Source organism: Microbacterium petrolearium, from assembly GCF_054782875.1.
Window position 1 is genome coordinate 1 of sequence record NZ_BAAGRQ010000023.1, and the last position, 16,295, is coordinate 16,295.

12 protein-coding genes and 1 pseudogene are annotated in these 16,295 nt (G+C 72.1%); 10 read left to right on the forward strand and 3 right to left on the reverse strand.

Going from position 1 to position 16,295, the window contains the following annotated elements; genetic code table 11:
- Positions 1-556 (reverse strand): annotated as a pseudogene (locus ACYVJ0_RS12790) (HNH endonuclease signature motif containing protein); the annotation flags it as partial.
- Positions 557-781: 225 nt separating this feature from the next.
- Entirely contained in the window at positions 782-1,138 is a 357-nt protein-coding gene (locus ACYVJ0_RS12795) for a MerR family transcriptional regulator (RefSeq protein ID WP_460818201.1), read from the reverse strand.
- A 49-nt stretch (positions 1,139-1,187) separates the two neighbouring features.
- On the opposite strand from ACYVJ0_RS12795, the gene ACYVJ0_RS12800 reads away from it, so the two are divergent.
- Together ACYVJ0_RS12800 and ACYVJ0_RS12805 are read left to right on the forward strand one after the other, a co-directional pair.
- A complete protein-coding gene (locus ACYVJ0_RS12800; RefSeq protein WP_460818203.1) occupies positions 1,188-1,748 on the forward strand; it encodes an RBBP9/YdeN family alpha/beta hydrolase in 561 nt (186 codons plus the stop codon).
- Between the two features lie 169 nt (positions 1,749-1,917).
- Positions 1,918-4,251: a hypothetical protein gene (locus ACYVJ0_RS12805; RefSeq protein WP_460818204.1), complete on the forward strand. Its 2,334-nt coding sequence runs from the start codon at positions 1,918-1,920 to the stop codon at positions 4,249-4,251.
- 21 nt (positions 4,252-4,272) lie between these two features.
- Here ACYVJ0_RS12805 and ACYVJ0_RS12810 read toward each other — a convergent pair whose 3' ends face one another.
- The gene (locus tag ACYVJ0_RS12810; RefSeq protein ID WP_460818206.1) at positions 4,273-4,818 is read right to left on the reverse strand and encodes a hypothetical protein; all 546 of its coding nucleotides are present in this window, start codon (positions 4,816-4,818) and stop codon (positions 4,273-4,275) included.
- A 174-nt stretch (positions 4,819-4,992) separates the two neighbouring features.
- Between ACYVJ0_RS12810 and ACYVJ0_RS12815 the strand changes: the two genes are divergently transcribed.
- The 8 genes from ACYVJ0_RS12815 to ACYVJ0_RS12850 all read left to right on the forward strand — a co-directional run bounded on the left by ACYVJ0_RS12815 (position 4,993) and on the right by ACYVJ0_RS12850 (position 16,104).
- The gene (locus tag ACYVJ0_RS12815) at positions 4,993-5,568 is read left to right on the forward strand and encodes an RNA polymerase sigma factor (protein ID WP_460818216.1); all 576 of its coding nucleotides are present in this window, start codon (positions 4,993-4,995) and stop codon (positions 5,566-5,568) included.
- A complete protein-coding gene (locus tag ACYVJ0_RS12820) occupies positions 5,565-6,029 on the forward strand; it encodes a hypothetical protein (RefSeq protein WP_460818208.1) in 465 nt (154 codons plus the stop codon). Before ACYVJ0_RS12815 ends, ACYVJ0_RS12820 begins: the two co-directional genes overlap by 4 nt.
- A gap of 418 nt (positions 6,030-6,447) precedes the next feature.
- A complete protein-coding gene (pstC, locus tag ACYVJ0_RS12825; protein ID WP_449854032.1) occupies positions 6,448-7,392 on the forward strand; it encodes a phosphate ABC transporter permease subunit PstC in 945 nt (314 codons plus the stop codon).
- Between the two features lie 10 nt (positions 7,393-7,402).
- The gene (locus ACYVJ0_RS12830) at positions 7,403-8,722 is read left to right on the forward strand and encodes a PstA family ABC transporter permease (protein WP_460818209.1); all 1,320 of its coding nucleotides are present in this window, start codon (positions 7,403-7,405) and stop codon (positions 8,720-8,722) included.
- Positions 8,719-10,389: a phosphate ABC transporter substrate-binding protein PstS gene (locus ACYVJ0_RS12835; protein ID WP_449854030.1), complete on the forward strand. Its 1,671-nt coding sequence runs from the start codon at positions 8,719-8,721 to the stop codon at positions 10,387-10,389. Before ACYVJ0_RS12830 ends, ACYVJ0_RS12835 begins: the two co-directional genes overlap by 4 nt.
- 13 nt (positions 10,390-10,402) lie before the next feature.
- Positions 10,403-13,144, forward strand: coding sequence for a hypothetical protein (locus ACYVJ0_RS12840; protein ID WP_460818212.1), 2,742 nt, complete (start codon positions 10,403-10,405; stop codon positions 13,142-13,144).
- Between the two features lie 142 nt (positions 13,145-13,286).
- Entirely contained in the window at positions 13,287-14,549 is a 1,263-nt protein-coding gene (locus tag ACYVJ0_RS12845) for a hypothetical protein (RefSeq protein WP_460818214.1), read from the forward strand.
- A 223-nt stretch (positions 14,550-14,772) separates the two neighbouring features.
- The gene (locus tag ACYVJ0_RS12850) at positions 14,773-16,104 is read left to right on the forward strand and encodes a hypothetical protein (RefSeq protein WP_460818215.1); all 1,332 of its coding nucleotides are present in this window, start codon (positions 14,773-14,775) and stop codon (positions 16,102-16,104) included.
- Positions 16,105-16,295 lie beyond the last annotated feature (191 nt).

Sequence of the window (16,295 nt, forward strand, 5' to 3'; positions counted from 1 at the left end):
CATCCGCGCTGGCCGGCGACGAATCCTGCGACGAGGAGCCGGTGGGTGGGTGGCCGAGGCCGCGGAGAATCGCGTCCATCTGCGCCGCCGTCACCACCCCGCTCAGCAGCGCCTGATCCACCGCGTCATGCCACGGCACCGCCGGCGGGACGCTCTGCTCGGCCGCAGCGGCGGGGTCCAGGCCCTCCGGTGCCGTAGCCGGTTCGGCGCCCGCGCCGTTCCCGCCCAGCGCGGACTCCACCAGCGACTGCCCCACCCGCACCTGCCGGGCGGCGTCGCCGCGGGTGCTTCCGGAGAGCTCCTGCACGAGAGCGACCGCGTTGCGATGCCCCCGACCCTGCGCCAGACCCTTGTGCCCCGCCGCCCGTGACGAGCGCGCCGATACGACTCCCGCGGCGACCGCTCGGACGCGTTCGGCGGTCTTGGCCAGGTCGGTCGCGACGGTCAGCAGGGCGAGCACGTCCTCGTCTGGAAGGGCCGCCACCACAGCGACATCCACCGGCGGCAATGACGCGACTGCGCCTGCCCGGTCCTGGAAATCGCTGAGGAATGTCATACCCGCATCGTCTCACCGACCACCGACACCGGAACCCGCGGAAGCCCCGGCCAGGACCAGAAACGGCCGTTCTGTGGATAAGCCGGTGGAAACGGCGGGTGTGGACGAACCGACACCCCCGAGCGCATGCAGGAGGAGTTGCGGTGGTCGCTTCATCTCCGGCGCTTCGCGCCTCCGTTCAGCAACCGAACCGTCCAGCAACCAACGGGGCACCAACCGGCCCGCTCAACCCGCCGGGGTGAGGGCGCACAGGCGCGTGCGGGTGCGCGCGAGCGCCGTTTGCTGTGCGTCGAGGCGTGCGGCGATCGCGTCGAGCTCGGCGCGCAGGTCGGGGCACATCTCGAGCGACATGCCGTGGTCGCCCGTCCTCGCGCAGTCGAGGTAGCGGCGAATGGTCGCCGTCGGCAGCCCGGCGTCGATCATCGTCTTGATCTGGCGCACACGCTCGACGTCCGCCTCGGAATAGAGACGGTATCCGTTGACGTCGCGATCCGGCACCAGCAGCTCGCGATCCTCGTAGTGCCGCAGCGCCCGGGCCGACACCCCGGCGCGCTCGGCGAGCTGGCCGATCAGCATGCGCATCCCTTCGACTTGACCTTCTCGCTGGCGTGAAGCCCTACGCTCCCGCGACATGACAGCGACAACTCCGCGGCGGGCCGTGATCTTCCACGGCTACGGCGCCACTCCCGAGGACCACTGGTTCGGATGGCTCGCCCGGCGGCTGCGCGAGGCGGGCGTCCCCTCACGGGTTCCCGCGCTCCCGGACCCCGGGTGCCCGGATCCGGACCGCTGGGCCGCGGCCGCCGCCCAGGCGATCGGCACACCGGGACCGGGCTCGATCGTGGTCGCCCACAGCCTCGGCTGCCTCACCGTGCTGCGCCACCTCGCGTCGCTCGCGGGGCCGTGGCGCCTGGACGCACTCGTGCTCGTCGCCGGGTTCGCGGATCGGCTGCCCGCGCTGCCCGAGCTCGACGGCTTCACCGGCGGCGGCGTCGACGTGGTGGGCCTCCCCGAGCGCATCGGATCGCTCACCGTGATCCGCTCCGACGCCGACGTCTACGTGCCCACCGGGCACACGGATCGGCTGGCCCGGGTGCTCGGCACGTCGGCGCGGATCGTCCCCGGCGCCGGTCACTTCCTCGCCGGCGACGGGATCACCGCGCTGCCGCAGGCGCTCGACGCGATCGTGTGACGGCGGAGTCGCACCGCGTGGCCTCGGGCGGCGAGCACGGATCGTCGATCACGCGCGCGGGCGGGTGGACACCCGTGCGTCACCGGGTGTTCGTCTGGGGCCGGTACAGTGACCCGCGTCGTGGCCCGTGCAGCGCGGGCGATGCGACCAGACCCACTGTGGAGAGAGCATGCCCGGCTCGATCTGGACGAACGGCGACCGCGCGGCAGCGGACGCCGCCGCGTCGCCGATGCCGCGCGCCCTCCCGCCGCAACCCGAGCGCGCAACCGCCGCCGCAACCCGCCCCACTGCCGCAACCCACACCACCCCCGCCCCCCGCCGCACCCGCCACGCGCTCGTCGGGGCGCTCGCGGTCGCCGGGGTCGTGGCGGGGCTGGCGCTCGTCGCCGGTGCCCCCACCGGGGCCGTGCGGGTGGGCGGCGGCGAGACGCTCGTGTGGGCCAGCACCGGTGCCGGAGGGGTGGGGCGCGTGAACGTGGCCGTGGGCGAGTTCGACGCCGTGCTGCCGGTGGCGGCCGCCGCGCTCGACGTGGCGCAGGCCGCCGGCACCGTGCTCGTCGTCGATCGCGAGCATGCCGCCGTCGCGTCGCTCGACCCGGCCCGCGTCGCGCTCGGCGACGCCGCCTGGCTGCCCGGCCCCGCGACGCAGATCGAGATCCTCCCCGCACCCGACACCGCACCCGATAACAACGCACCCACCGCACTCGATCCCGCCTCCGTCGCCCTGCTCGATCCGCGGTCCGGCAGCCTGTGGCGCGTGCCCGCCGGCGAGCTCGGCGCCTTCGATGCCGACGCGCCCCCGCTGCGGCGGTTCGGGGCCGGGGCCGGCATGGCGCCCGACGGATCGGGCGGCGTCGTCGTGGCGTCGCCGCGCGAGGGCCGCGCGTACCGCCTCACGCGGGGCGGGATCGAGCGGATCGGCGAGTTCGCGCCGTTCCGCGGATCGGCCACGCGGCCCGTGCAGGTCGCGGCGACGGCGGGCGGATGGGCGGTGCTCGACCCGCGCTCGGGCCGGCTGCACACGGCGGACGGCGCGGTCGACCTGAGTTCGTGGGGTGGCGCCCTCGCGCTCGAGCGATCCGCGGCCGTGTCGACGGCGGGCGCCCCGCCGGCGGACATCCTGATCGCGACGGATCGGCGGGTGCTGGCGGTGCGCGACGGCCGCGTGTCCGCGATCCCCGGCGCGACCGCCGACCCGGCCCCCGGCGCAACCGCCACCCCCGGCGCATCTGACACCCCCGCCGCCGGCCCGGCGCGCCCCGTGCGGGTGGGGGACTGCGTGCACGCTGCGTGGCCGGGCGCCGCGCTGTCGTGGTGCGGCGACGACGCGCCCCGCGCCACGGCGCTGGATCGCGCGGAGGGCGCGGCGTCGGCGGAGCTGGTGTTCCGCGTGAACGGCGCCGCCGTGGTGCTCAACGCGCCCGCGACCGGCGAGGTGTGGAACGTGGCGGAGCCCGGCGCGGCGGCGGTGCCGTGGCACGGCGGGATCGGCGAGCCGGCGGATCCTCCCCGGGAGGAGCAGCCCTCGCCCGCGGACTCCGCCGACCCCGTCGCCCCGAAGACCCCGGTGCTGCAGCCGCAGCAGCCGGGCCCGAACGCGCCGACGCTGCCGGACGATCCGGGCGCCCCGGACGCGCCGCAACCGCCCGACGCACCCCCGGCCCCGCTGCGCCCCGGATCGGTCCGCGCCTTCACCGACCCCGCCGCCGGCGCGGTGGTGGTGGAGTGGTCGCCGTTCACGGCCGGCGAGCCCGTGCGGGGCTACTTCGCGCAGCGGCTGCGCCCCGGCGAGAGCCCCGGATCGTGCCGCGCGGACGGCGGCGAGGTCACGGCGCCCGCCGGGGGCGAGGTGCTCGACGCGGGCGCGGCGCTCGCGGCGGCGTTCGGGGGAGCGGCGCCGCCCGACGGCGGCTACCGCCTCATCGTGTGGGGCTACACCGACGACGAGTGCGTGGCGAGCGAGGCCGTCACCGTGCACGCCGATCCGCTGCCGGGCGCCGTGGCGCACGACGGCGGCGCGATGGCGTGGATCGGCACGCGCTACGAGTACGTGGCGGCGCCGGCCGCGTTCGCCGGCTTCTACCAGCTGCGGGCGCCCGGGGCGGAGGACGCCGTGGCGTTCACCGGATCGGCGGTGCCGCGCGAGCTGCTGGGCGGACCGTTCGGGCAGCCCGTGGCGTACGAGCTGCGCGCCTGCACGCCATGGGGCAGCGAGGCGCGCTGCGGAGAATGGACGACGTTCGCCGCGCCCGAGCCGTCGCTCGACTTCACGCTCGCCGACCTCGCCTACGACGAGGCGACGGGAACGTGGACGTGGAGCGGGCTGCCCGACAACGGGGGGGCGTCTGTGCGCGTCTCCTGCTGGAGCTACTCACAGACCCACGGCCAGATGGTCGGGCAGCCCGGCGGGTGCAGTACCACCACGGTGGTGCCAGCGCACGACGCGGTCCTTCAAGCGCGAATCGCAGGGATCACCCTCCTCATAGCGGGCGACGCGTGGTGAGCATTGGCGTGGGTGAACGGCCTACTCGAGCCAGAGCGACCGAGCACGGTCCTTGAACGCGCCGAGGTCTGCGGAAGCGGAGATCGGCCCGAACTCCGTACCGGAGAAGTTGATCGCGTCGTAGACGTAGCTCACACACCCGTTGTAGGAGCGCAGCGACTCGAAGCGCTGATCCCAGTCATGCAAAGTCGAGAACCCGTGCGTATAGCCGTCGCAGACCTGAGGCAGGGTCGTGAAGTAGCTGACGCTCGCGCCCGCGTACCCGATCTCGTCCCATCCGGTCGCCAGCAGGTACGTCTCGGCGTCGGCCGCCACAGCAGCCGAGCGCGCGGACGCTACGCGCATCGATCCGGTCGGCACCGCGACGACGGTCGTGCCGGTGTCGGCCTCGATCTGCGCGATGGGGTCGAGCGAGGCGTCAAAGCACGCCGACTCGCCGGTGTCGACGTTGACCCAGCACGACTGCGCGTCGGCGGGGGCGGCCGCCGTGGCGGCGGTGGGGGCGAGGGCGAGGGCGGCGAGCAGGCCGGCCGTGGCGCCGAGGGACGAGAGCGAGAGGCTGTTCATGGGCCACAGTCAACCGATCCCCACCCCAGCCCGGGCAACGAGGGGGTGAATCTTGGGCGTCGGCCTGTGGTGCGACGTGTCGATGCGGCGAACATCGGGTGTCGAAGGTAAGGAAATCGAGTTTCCGCACAGCGGCGCCGGGTGTTCCGCGGGCATGGCTACACTCGGCGCGTGATGGGCGAGTGGAGCGGGCGCGGGCCGTGGCGCGAGCGCAGCGACCGCGAGCTGCTCGACGCCGCCGCCCGCGACGACGACCGGGCCTTCGCCGTGCTCTATCACCGCTATATCGAAGACGTGTTCGTCGCCGCCTTCGAGGAGCTCGGCGACGAGGACGAGGCGCAGCAGGTGGCGCAGCAGGTGTTCGCCACAGCGTGGGACAAGGCCAGGCACGTGCGGCTGGCGAACGGATCGGCGCTCTCCTGGCTGCTCGTGACGTGCCGCAACCACGCGGCGAACCGGCTGCGATCTCTGCGGCGGCGGCCCGCCTTCGAGGGACTGGACGATCGCGCGGTTACCATGCTGGAGACCCGGCAGCGGCAGCGCATCGAGGATCGCGAGCTGCTCGAGAGGGTCGAAGAGGAGATCTCGGCGATGCCGGCGCTCGACCAGCAGGCGTACCAGGCGGTCATCGTCGAGGGCCTCAGCTACGACGAGGCCGCGCGGCGACTGGGCATCTCCGTCGCGTCGGTGGGCAAACGACTGAACCGCGTGCGCAAGCGCGTCGGGCAACGATTCGGGGGAGGACGATGAGCGATCAGCCGCGTCTGAGTCCCGAGCGCCGCGCCGCCATGGCCGAGTGGCTGCAGGGCCACATCGCCAGGCGCCGCCGCCGGCGCCGCCGCCTGGCGATCGCCGGCGCGGCCGGCGCCGGCGTGCTCACGCTGGGTCTGGCCGCCGCGATCGTGCTCGCGCCGCAGGAGGTGCAGGACCGCTGGGTGGAGTGCTACCCCGAGGCCGACCTGTCGTCGCCGTACGCCACGGGCGTGCGCGACGGCGCCGAGCCGGTGGGGGACCGCGAGGCGTACGCGCTGTCGATGTGCGAGAACCTGTGGGAGCAGGGCCTGGTCGACGGCACCGCGCACGATGCGGCGCCCGAGCTCGTGCTGTGTCGCCGGGCCGACCTCTCGCTGCTCGCGTTCCCCCGTGACGACTCCGCGGCCCCGGCGGAGGAGTTCTGCCGCGACCTCGGGCTGTACACGCCCGGGGAGTGAGGCGGGGCGCACCGGCGGACGCGGGCTGCGGTGGTCGCTTCATCTTCGCGGCCTGCGGCCGCTTCGTTCAGCAACCGATGGGTGTGCGGTCTCCTGTCCCGCCCGATCGGTGTGCGGGGCGCCCCATCCGGTTGCTGAACGGAGGCGCGAAGCGCCGGAGATGAAGCGACCACCGCAACCCACCAACGGCCCCCAGAAACCGCGGTATGTCCGCCGAAACGCGGTCCTTACCCCCTTGCGAAAAGTTCATTGAACCGACCGCAGTTCGCCCTTGACTATTCGGGGAACTACCCCTTCTGCGGCCCGGCAGAGCCGGACATGCTTGTGTCCCGTGACAACCCCCCAGACGACGGACGAGGCGCTTGCTGCTCGTCCCGATTCCTCCCCGGCGGAGGACAGGCCGCGAAGCCTCCGCGCCGTGCGCGGGCTCTCGGACAACCTGTTCCGGGTCGGCTCGCACTCGGGCGGCGTGATCGTTCTCGTGATCATGACGCTCGTGGGCCTGTTCCTCGCGATCCGTGGGGCGGAGGCCTTCGGCGTCGCCGGCCCCGAGTTCCTCACGGAGCAGGACTGGGAGCCCGCGAGCGGCCGCTTCGGCATCGCGGCGGTGCTGTTCGGCACGGTGGTGATCGCGCTCATCGCGATCAGCGTCGCCCTGCCGCTGGCCCTGGGCGTCGCCACCTACATCTCCGAGTACGCGCCAGACGGGCTCAAGCGGCTGCTGACGAACATCGTCGACCTCATGGCCGCCATCCCCAGCATCGTGTACGGGCTCTGGGGCGCGTACTGGCTGCAGGAGCAGCTCATCCCGGTCGCCGAGTGGCTCAGCACCTACCTGGGCTGGATCCCGATCTTCGCGGTGTCGCAGTTCGACCCGAGCGACCCGCTCGCCACGCCCACCGTGTTCACCGCGTCGGCGTTCCTGGCTGGCCTGGTGGTGGCGCTCATGGTCGCCCCGATCGCCGCGTCGATCATGCGCGAGGTGTTCGCGCAGGCGCCGCTGGGTGAGCGCGAGGGGGCGCTCGCGCTCGGCTCGAGCAAGTGGGGCATGATCCGCAACGTGGTCTACCCGTACGGGCTGGGCGGCATCATCGGCGGCACGATGCTCGGCCTCGGCCGGGCGCTGGGCGAGACGATCGCCGTGTACATCGTGATCTCGCCGATCTTCGTCATCAACTGGCACGTGCTTTCTGCCGGCACGAACTCCATCAGCGCCCTCATCGCGCTGCGCTACGGCGAGGCCTCGGCCCTCGAGCTGTCGGGCCTGATGGCGGCCGGCCTCGTGCTCTTCCTCATCACGATGGCCGTGAACTTCATCGCCGGCTTCATCGTCAGCCGCTCCCGCTCCGGGGCATCGAGCTGAGGCCATCGACATGACCACGACAGAGATCATCACCGACCCGGTGCGGCGCCGGGCCACGCTCCCGGGCCGGGTGACGCGCACGCACGTGCCGGGGCGCGACGGGCGGCTCCACGTGAGCCGGCCCGAGACGCGGCGCGAGCTCTCCACCATCCGCCGCGAGGACGTGCTGCGCATCGTGGGCGCGCTGGCCGCCGCGCTCACCGCGACCGGCACGCTCTTCTCCCATCTGGTGCCGTTCCAGGGTCCGCTGCCGTTCGTCCTGGTCGCGTACGCGCTGTTCCTGGTGTTCTTCGTCGTGCTGATCAGCTTCGACGACGACAAGGTCACGATCCGCGACCGCGTGATGGCCGTGGTCATCCACACCACGGCGCTGCTGTTGCTGCTCGCGCTGGCGATCGTCGTGGTGTTCACGCTCATCCGCGGGGCCGAGGCCTACCTGCAGCCGAACTTCTGGGTCGAGGACCTCTCGCTCGCCGGGCCTCTCGACCCCGTGACGGTGGGCGGCATGGCGCACGCCGCCATCGGCACGCTCATCGTCATCTCCATCGCGCTCGCCGTCGCCATCCCGCTGGGCCTGCTCACGGCCGTGATGATGGCGGAGTTCCCCTCGCTCTTCACGCGGATCGTGCGCACGGTGTCCGAGGCGATGACGGCGCTGCCCTCGATCGTGTGCGGCCTGTTCATCTACGCCACCTACATCCTGCTGTTCGGGCTGCCGCAGTCGGGCTTCGCGGCGGCGCTGGCGGTGACGATCATGATCCTGCCGATCATCATCCGCTCGGCCGACGTGGTGCTGCGCCTGGTGCCGCAGACGCTGAAGGAGGCGTCGTTCGCCACGGGCGCGAGCCACTGGCGCACGGTGTGGCACGTGGTGCTGCCCACCAGCAAGTCGGGCCTCATGACGGCGATCGTGCTGGGCACGGCCCGCGGCATCGGCGAGACCAGCCCGGTGCTGCTGACGGCCGGCTGGACGACCTTCTTCAACCTCAACCCGTTCGAGGGGGCGATGGTCACGCTGCCGTTCGCCACGTTCACCCTGGTGAAGAGCCCCGAGGAGACGCAGATCGCCCGAGGGTTCGGCGCAGCCGCCGTGCTGATGGTCATGGTGTTCGTGCTCTTCGCCCTCGCCCGCATCATCGGAGGCAAGGGCGCCGGAGTGCTCTCGTCACGCCAGCTGGCCCGTGCACGCCGCGCCAGCGAGCGCGATGCCCGGCGGTTCGTCGAGCGCGGCGACTTCGCCCTCGCGGCAGCGAAGGTGGGCGCGCCCCCTGGCATCGATCCTGCCCCGGATCACGGCGACGGCATCGACCGAGAAGGAGGAAGGCGATGAGCGCTCGTCGGTCGCCGTTCCGCGTCACGTCGGCGGTTCTGGGCATGGTGCTGATCGTGATGGGCGTGCTTGGTACAGTCACGCCCGCGCAGGCGGTGGGGTCCGTCTACGTGCCGATCACCGGTTCTGGCTCCACCTGGTCGGAGAACGCGCTGGCCGCCTGGATCCGCAACGTGTGGGCGAACAACGGCTGGAAGATCGAGTACTCAGGCGGAGGGTCGACGCAGGGGCGCAGTGACTTCGCCCAGGGAATCAAGGACTTCGGCGTCAGCGAGATCCCCTACGGCATCGCCAACTCCAACGAGGCCGACCAGCGCCCGGCGCGCCAGTTCGCCTACATGCCGATCGTGGCCGGCGGCACGGCGTTCATGTACAACCTGCAGATCGGCGGCAAGCGCGTCACCAACCTGCGCCTGTCGGGCGACACCGTCGCGAAGATCTTCACGGGCGTGATCACACGCTGGAACGACCCGCAGATCGTGGCGGACAACCCGCAGCTCGCCCTGCCCGACATCCCCATCGTTCCCGTCGTGCGCTCCGATGGATCCGGTGCGACCGCACAGGTGTCGATCTGGCTGCGGCAGGAGCACACGGCGCTGTGGGACGCGTACTGCGGCAAGGTGAACCGGCCGCTGATCAACGGGCACTGCGGCGTCACCAGCAACTATCCCGTCGTGCCGGGCAGCGGTTTCATCTCGAAGAAGGGCTCGGAGGGCGTCTCGGGGTACGTGGCGCAGAGCTACGCGGTCGGTTCCATCACCTTCGTCGAGTACAGCTACGCGCTCAACTCCGGGTTCCCCGTCGCAAAGCTGCTCAACAACGCCGGCTACTACACCGAGCCGACGGCGGGGAACGTGGCCGTCGCTCTGCTGCAGGCGCACATCAACGAGGATCAGTCCTCGCCGGACTACCTGACGCAGGATCTGCGCGACGTCTACACGAACGGCGATCCTCGCACGTACCCGCTCAGCTCGTACAGCTACATCATCCTGCCCACCGCGCTGGAACAGAACTTCACCGAGAACAAGGGGCTCACGCTGGGTGCCTTCGGCTCCTACTTCCTCTGCGAGGGGCAGCAGTCGGCAGACGTGCTCGGGTACTCGCCGCTGCCCGTGAACCTCGTGCTGGGGGCGCAGCGACAGCTGCAGAAGGTCCCGGGCGGCGACCCCGCCCAGACGGGCTTCTCGGTGGCCGACTGCAACAACCCGACCCTCGACCCGAACGACCCGAACGGCAACGCGCTCGCGAAGAACGCCCCGTACCCGCAGGAGTGCGACAAGCAGGGGCCCGTGCAGTGCTCGGGTGGCACCGGCGGCGCGCAGGACACGGCGACGGACGTCACAGGCGGCGCGCAGAGTGGCGCGCAGGGCGGCGGCGGCTCCGGTGCCGCATCGCAGGATGGCGGCGCGGGTGCCGCTGGCGAGCAGGACGCCGGCGTGGCCGATGCGGAGGCGGTCGGAATCGAGGGGGCGACGGGGCCGATCGTCGTGGCCGGCAGCCCGCAGGACCTTCCCCTCTCGCAGCCCGGGTTCCTTCCGGCCCTCGCGACGCTCGTCGGCGGCGCCGGGCTTGTGCTCGCCGCGGTCGCGCCCCCGCTGCTCGGCAAGCGCCGTCGCCAGACCCTCCTGCCCACCCCGACCCGCGGCTCGCCGAGCCGCCTGAGCTGACAGGGAAGCATCCGTGACGCGCAACCTCGACCGCCTTCTCCGCACGCGGCGCATCGCCGACCGCCGACGGGTCATGGGGCGCTCGCTCGCCGCCTTCGCGGCGCTCGGCGTGGTGTTCGCCGGCGTGGGGGTCGTCGACGCCGCACCCGCGGTCGCGGCCGGCGCGGGATCAGCCGTGACGGTCGCGTGGAACGGTCAGGGCAACGACCCGTCCATCCAAGTGCTGCAGCCCGAACGCGAGCACACCTGGCTGAGTGAGCAGAAGGGCCTCGACCGCAACCCCCACTACGACGACTTCAAGGATCTCCAGGTGACGGTGTCGAAGACCGCCGGGGTACGCGACGAGGCCGTGCGCATCGAGGTCTCGGGCATGCCGGGTGGCACGGTCGGTGGGCAGTGGATGCCGGGCATCGGCGGCGATGGCTGGTACTCGGCGCATCAGCAGAGTTTCCTTCAAGTGATGCAGTGCTGGGGTGACCCGCGCGCCGACGACTTCCGCGAGACCTGCCAGTGGGGTGCGCACGCCATCCCCGAGAACAACATCAACGACACGACGGTCGCGGGCTACCGTGACACGCCGCAGCACCTCATCCCGTTCCGGTCCGTCCAGGGCGACGACTACGTCTACCCCAACTGGGTTCCCGACGGAGCCGCGTCGATGGGCGAGATCCTCAACTCATCGACGACGAACGAGCTCCTCGCCGTCCCGGTCAAGGCCGACGGATCCACCTCGTTCGCCTTCGAGGTGCAGTCGACCGCGCAGGCCCCCTGGCTGGGCTGCGGCGCGCCTGCCGAGGACGGGGAGGCTCGCCGCTGCAGCCTCGTGATCGTGCCGCGTGGCACGGTCTATGGCGGGGAACAGGCGGTCGAGAACAACCCGCGAGTCGAGTACGGACAGAAGGGCATTCAGCGCGGCGCGCCGACGAGCCTGGAACACGACTACTGGGACAACCGCATCGTGGTGCCGCTCGACGTCGAGGCCCCGCTCACGGCCTGCGGTGGCGGGAGCGCCCGGCTCGTCGGCGGTTCGGAGATGCTCGTGCATGCGATGGGCTCGTGGCAGAGCGCGCTGTGCGCGAGCGGGGGGCCGGCGTTCAATTTCACGGCGAATGCCGATGCCCAGAGTCGCGCGCAGCTCGCGCAGGGGCGCCTCGGCCTTGCCTACACGGCGCGGGGCGTCGTGCCGGAGGAGCTCGGCGAGGGCGGCGCCGAGATGCTCGAGGGCACCGACCTCGCCTACGCTCCCGTGGCCGTCTCCGGCATCACCGTGTCGTTCCAGTACATCGGCGCGGCAGGGCCGATCACCGACCTCCGGCTCACGCCACGCCTCCTCGCCAAGCTGCTGACGCAGAGCTATCAGAACGCCGTCCCATTCCAGAGTGGCAGCCTCGCCGACTCCGACCGTCGCAGCCACCTGAACGCGCGGAACCCGGTCGATGTCACGTACGATCCCGAGTTCCGCGACCTCAACCCGCAGATCGGCACCAACACCGTGAACCTCAGAATGGCCGATGTCGTCGTCGCGGGCCCGACGGGCTCGGATGGCTACCGGCTGCTGTGGGAGTACCTGCAGGCCGATGAGAAGGCGCGCGCGTTCCTCGCCGGTGAGCCCGACAATGTGCTGCCGGGCGATGGGAACAACCTCGGCATGACGATCAACCCGTACTACCTGCCGAAGGGGCACCCCGGCGCGCACGTGCCGCAGTACGAGGAGGTGCCCTGGGGTCGCAACCCGAAGCCGGGCGAGACCGAGCTGCGTTTCGTGACCGGCCCCGACGGGCAGCCCGCGCAGCGGGCGGTGGGCTTCACCGACGCGAACGGCGCGCCGCTCAGCCTCGCCGACACCCCCATCGACACCATCCCCCGCGCCGACGAGCATCTCGCTCCCGGCATCCTGAGGAACGGCGTGCCGAGCCGCTTCGACTCGGTGGCGTACAACCCGTACGCGACGAACCTCGAGAACGTGGCACGGCGGGTGTTCCGCGCCGACGTGCAGCGGCCCTCGTGGGATCCGAACGCCTGGACGGGCAGCGGGAACGGCGCGTGGAAGGCCGTGGGGCGCGACTGGCCGCCGAACGTGCGGATCCTCGGGCTCACCGACACGCCGGCCGCGGAGCAGTTCGTGCTCCCCACCGCGCGGCTGCAGCTGCCGAACCGCCCCGGCGTGTTCGCCGGGCCGACCGAGGCAGCGCTGACGGCCGCGGTCGGTGCCCAGCGTGACCAGGGCGGTGCGTCCTGGGCGGATGTGGCAGCCCTTCCCGACGACGCGTATCCGCTCACGCTCGTCTCGTACGCCGCGGTGAACCTCACCGCGAGCGACGCGGACGCGCGCGCCGACTACGCCGACCTCATCGAGTACGCGGTCACCGACGGCCAGGTGCCGGGCGAGAGCCCGGGGCAGCTGCCCGCCGGCTACGCCCCGCTCAGCGACGAGTTGCGGGCGCAGGCGCTCGAAGCGGCGCAGCGCATCCGCGACTACGTCGCGCCGAGCGACGATGCGCCGGGGGGCGTCGGTCCCGACGAGCAGGCGGCGGCGGGCGTACCCGCCTCCGGTCCCGGCGCGGGAGCGGCGGGCGCTGGGGATCCCGCGGGCGACGCGCCCGAGACGCAGGTCTCGCGCACGACGCTCGACGCGGCCGACGCCGCGGTGACGCCCGCGGCCGCGGCCCCTGCCGGGGTCGGCGGCGCGCTGCTCGCGAGCCTGGCCGCGGGCGCGGCCGCTCCCTTCCTCCTGAGACGGCGGGAGACGGGATGAACCATCACACAGACTTCCCCCGAGGGCTGCGGCCCGAGGGAGAGGGCCGGACCGGCGGTGCCCTGGAAGGACACAGCCGCCGGATCGGCAGCAGGAAGGCCCTCCCGACCGGGCGGGTCCCGTTTCGAACAGAAAGGTCATCATGACCCTCTTGAAGAAGAAGGCGGGTGCGGTCCTCGCCGTCCTCGCCGCGGCGAGCCTCGTGCTCGTCACCCCGGGCGTCGCCTCGGCCGAGCCGAGCGGCACCCCGACCTACCGTGCCCTCGTGGCGGCCGGCAGCGACACCATCCAGGATGTCGCGAACGGTCTGAGCGACGCGGCGGTCCGCGACGGCGTCAAGGTGTTCGGCTCGTACAACGCGACCAACCCCAGCACCGGGGCGACGTACGACGACATCCAGACGCGCGCGGGCGGCCCGCTCTTCGACCGGCCCAACGGGTCGACCGACGGGCTCCGTGCCGTGCGCGCCTCGGACACCGGCGTGGCCTGGCGGGGCACGGACATCACCGGCCAGGTGGACATCGCCCGTTCCTCGAGCGGCTACACGTCGACCACGCCGAGTGACCTGGCGTACATCCCGATCGGCCAGGACGCGGTCAGCTGGGCGAAGCACGCCAGCGCCACCGCCCTGCCCGAGAACATCGACCTCGGTGCGAGCGTGAACGAGGTGTGGCCGGGCACGGACCGCCTGAAGCTGACGCTGAAGAATATCTACGGCGTCAACACCGCCGGCACCACGGGCACGTTCACGGTCTACGCCGCGGCGTCGGGTGGCGCCTCCTACACGGTCGGCTCCGCCGCCTCGTCGGCGCAGATCGTGCCGTTCCAGCCGCAGGCGAACTCGGGCACGCGGCAGTACTTCGCGACGGTGATCACGGGCAGCTCGTCGGGTGCGTTCGGTGCTCACGTGGCGGACAGCTACAACGGCGAGCCCGTGCAGGAGCACGACGGCACGGTCCTCGCGGAGCTGCCGGCGCGCGCCATCGTGCCGTTCTCGATCGCGCAGTGGGTCGCGCAGACGAACTTCGTCGCGCCCGACCGCCTGCACGGTGCGGTCCTCGGCCAGGTCGGCAACACGCCGGCGACTCAGGTCGCCGGCGGCGTCTACGCGCAGAACCCGGCGTTCACCAACGCGCTCAAGCGCCTGGTGTACTTCGTTGCGCCGACCGACCGGCTCACCAGTGTGGGAGTCGCCGCCGACGAGCAGCTGCAGCGCTTCCTGCGCGGTGCCGCCGACCTCGGTGCCGCCACCAACACGGTCGACCCGTTCGACGCCGCGCCGGAGTGGATCGGCAACCTCAACGGCGTGATCACGCAGTACGGCTTCAGCGCCCTGCCCACCAGCGGCAGCGGTGACGTGATCGGCAAGATCGCGGGCTACCGCTCGTACTCGTCGTTCAGCTGAACCCTGAGAGAGCGGGGTGGGGCGTCGCGTGCCGGCGGCGTCCCACCCCGCCCTCCCTCCGAGGACAAGAGCGCCCCCCGCGGTCCCTGGAAAAGACACTCGCGGGGGGCGACAGGAAGGGCCCCGCGAAACGCGGGGGTCCAACCCGAAAAGCTTACTCGCCGAACGGGCACGGTACAAGTACCCGGGCTCACCCGTGCAAACCCGATGTAAAGGACACTCCATGACCACCGCACCCGCCCCCGGGCGCCGAACGCGCCGGATCGCGGCATTCGCCGCCGTCGTGCTCGCCGCCGCCACTGGGTCGCTCGCCGCCGCACCTGCACATGCGGCCACCGGCGATCCCGACGACCCGAACTACCTCGGCCCTCTCACCGTCAGCCCCACCTCCGGGTCGGCGACCGCCGTCCCCGGCTTCGAGGCGCTGACCACCGAAGTCGGATGCCCCGAGCCGGAACTGATCAAGTCCTCGCGCACGGTGCTGTACGTCGAGGGGCAGCCAGTGTACGGCCTCGTTGCCACTCGCTCGACCGGCTTCGACGCTCCCATGAACATCACGGGGCACAGCACCACTTCTCAGCAGCTCGCCACCCGCCTCTCGTGGCCGGCGATCCCGGACGGTGGCACCTTCAAGATCCTGGTCACCTGCGAGAAGGCGCCGTTCCTCTCGCCGAACTCGCCGCTCACGGCAACCGACAAGTACTTCGCGGCGACGCTCGTCAAGACCTCCGCCACCACCTGGGCGGTCGCCGGCGGCTCCGTGGAGGACCCGACCCCGACCGAGACGACCGTCACCGCGGCGGCGACCTCGGCCACCTCGGTGAAGCTCACCGCGAGCGTGACGCCGGCAGACGCGGCCGGGCAGGTGCAGTTCACCCAGAACGACGTCGATATCGACGGCGCCCTGGTGAATGTCGTGGGCGGCAGCGCCACGTACGACGTGACCGGGCTGGCTCCGGCCACGGAGTATGGGTTCGGTGCGCGTTTCGTCCCGGCCGACGCCGACGTTTATGCGGAGTCCTCGGCGGATCCGACCAGCGCGGTTACCCCGGCGGACGACGAGAAGCCGGAGTTGGAGGTCAGCGTGCCCGACGAGGAAGCGCCTTCTGAGCCCTCGGGCCTGACGATCCAGCTTGACCCGGCGGCTTCGAAGGTCACCCTTACCGGCGAGACGACGCGCCAGCCCGGCCAGGACTGGACCGCGACGGGCGAGCTCGGCAACGTGCATGTGAACGATGACCGTCGTGACCCGGATGGCGAGGATTGGAGCCTCACCGGCAGCGCCTCGCCGTTCGCGAAGAACGGCGGCGGCGACCCGATCGCGGCGACCCACCTCGGTTGGCAGCCCGAGAAGGTCTCCGGTGCGGGCACGGCCGGCGCCACGGTCGCTCCCGGCGCCAACGGCGGTCTCTCCCAGCCGAAGCAGTTCGCCTCGGGCGACGCATCGGCCGACGCGAACGTGACGACCGAGGTGAAGGCCGGGCTCACGCTCAAGGTGCCCGCAGGCACCCCGGGCGGCGACTACACCTCCACCCTCACCCTGACGCTCATCTGACGTCATCCGCGTCGGCATCCGCCGACGCACGCCCGCCCGCACCACACCGGATCTCGGGCGGGCGATCACCCGCCCATCACGCCGGGACCCTGCCCGGCCCACGAGAACACAGCACATGACGAAGCGAACGCCCGTGATCGGGCTCCTCGGCGCCGCGCTCCTGGCGGCGCTGCTCGCCGTTCCCGCCACCG

Excerpts from the sequence above, each read along its gene's own strand:
- ACYVJ0_RS12795 (WP_460818201.1), bottom strand. The coding sequence starts at position 1,138 with ATGCGCATGCTGATCGGCCAGCTCGCCGAGCGCGCCGGGGTGTCGGCC.
- ACYVJ0_RS12800 (WP_460818203.1), top strand. The coding sequence starts at position 1,188 with ATGACAGCGACAACTCCGCGGCGGGCCGTGATCTTCCACGGCTACGGC.
- ACYVJ0_RS12805 (WP_460818204.1), top strand. The coding sequence starts at position 1,918 with ATGCCCGGCTCGATCTGGACGAACGGCGACCGCGCGGCAGCGGACGCC.
- ACYVJ0_RS12810 (WP_460818206.1), bottom strand. The coding sequence starts at position 4,818 with ATGAACAGCCTCTCGCTCTCGTCCCTCGGCGCCACGGCCGGCCTGCTC.
- ACYVJ0_RS12815 (WP_460818216.1), top strand. The coding sequence starts at position 4,993 with ATGGGCGAGTGGAGCGGGCGCGGGCCGTGGCGCGAGCGCAGCGACCGC.
- ACYVJ0_RS12820 (WP_460818208.1), top strand. The coding sequence starts at position 5,565 with ATGAGCGATCAGCCGCGTCTGAGTCCCGAGCGCCGCGCCGCCATGGCC.
- ACYVJ0_RS12830 (WP_460818209.1), top strand. The coding sequence starts at position 7,403 with ATGACCACGACAGAGATCATCACCGACCCGGTGCGGCGCCGGGCCACG.
- ACYVJ0_RS12835 (WP_449854030.1), top strand. The coding sequence starts at position 8,719 with ATGAGCGCTCGTCGGTCGCCGTTCCGCGTCACGTCGGCGGTTCTGGGC.
- ACYVJ0_RS12845 (WP_460818214.1), top strand. The coding sequence starts at position 13,287 with ATGACCCTCTTGAAGAAGAAGGCGGGTGCGGTCCTCGCCGTCCTCGCC.
- ACYVJ0_RS12850 (WP_460818215.1), top strand. The coding sequence starts at position 14,773 with ATGACCACCGCACCCGCCCCCGGGCGCCGAACGCGCCGGATCGCGGCA.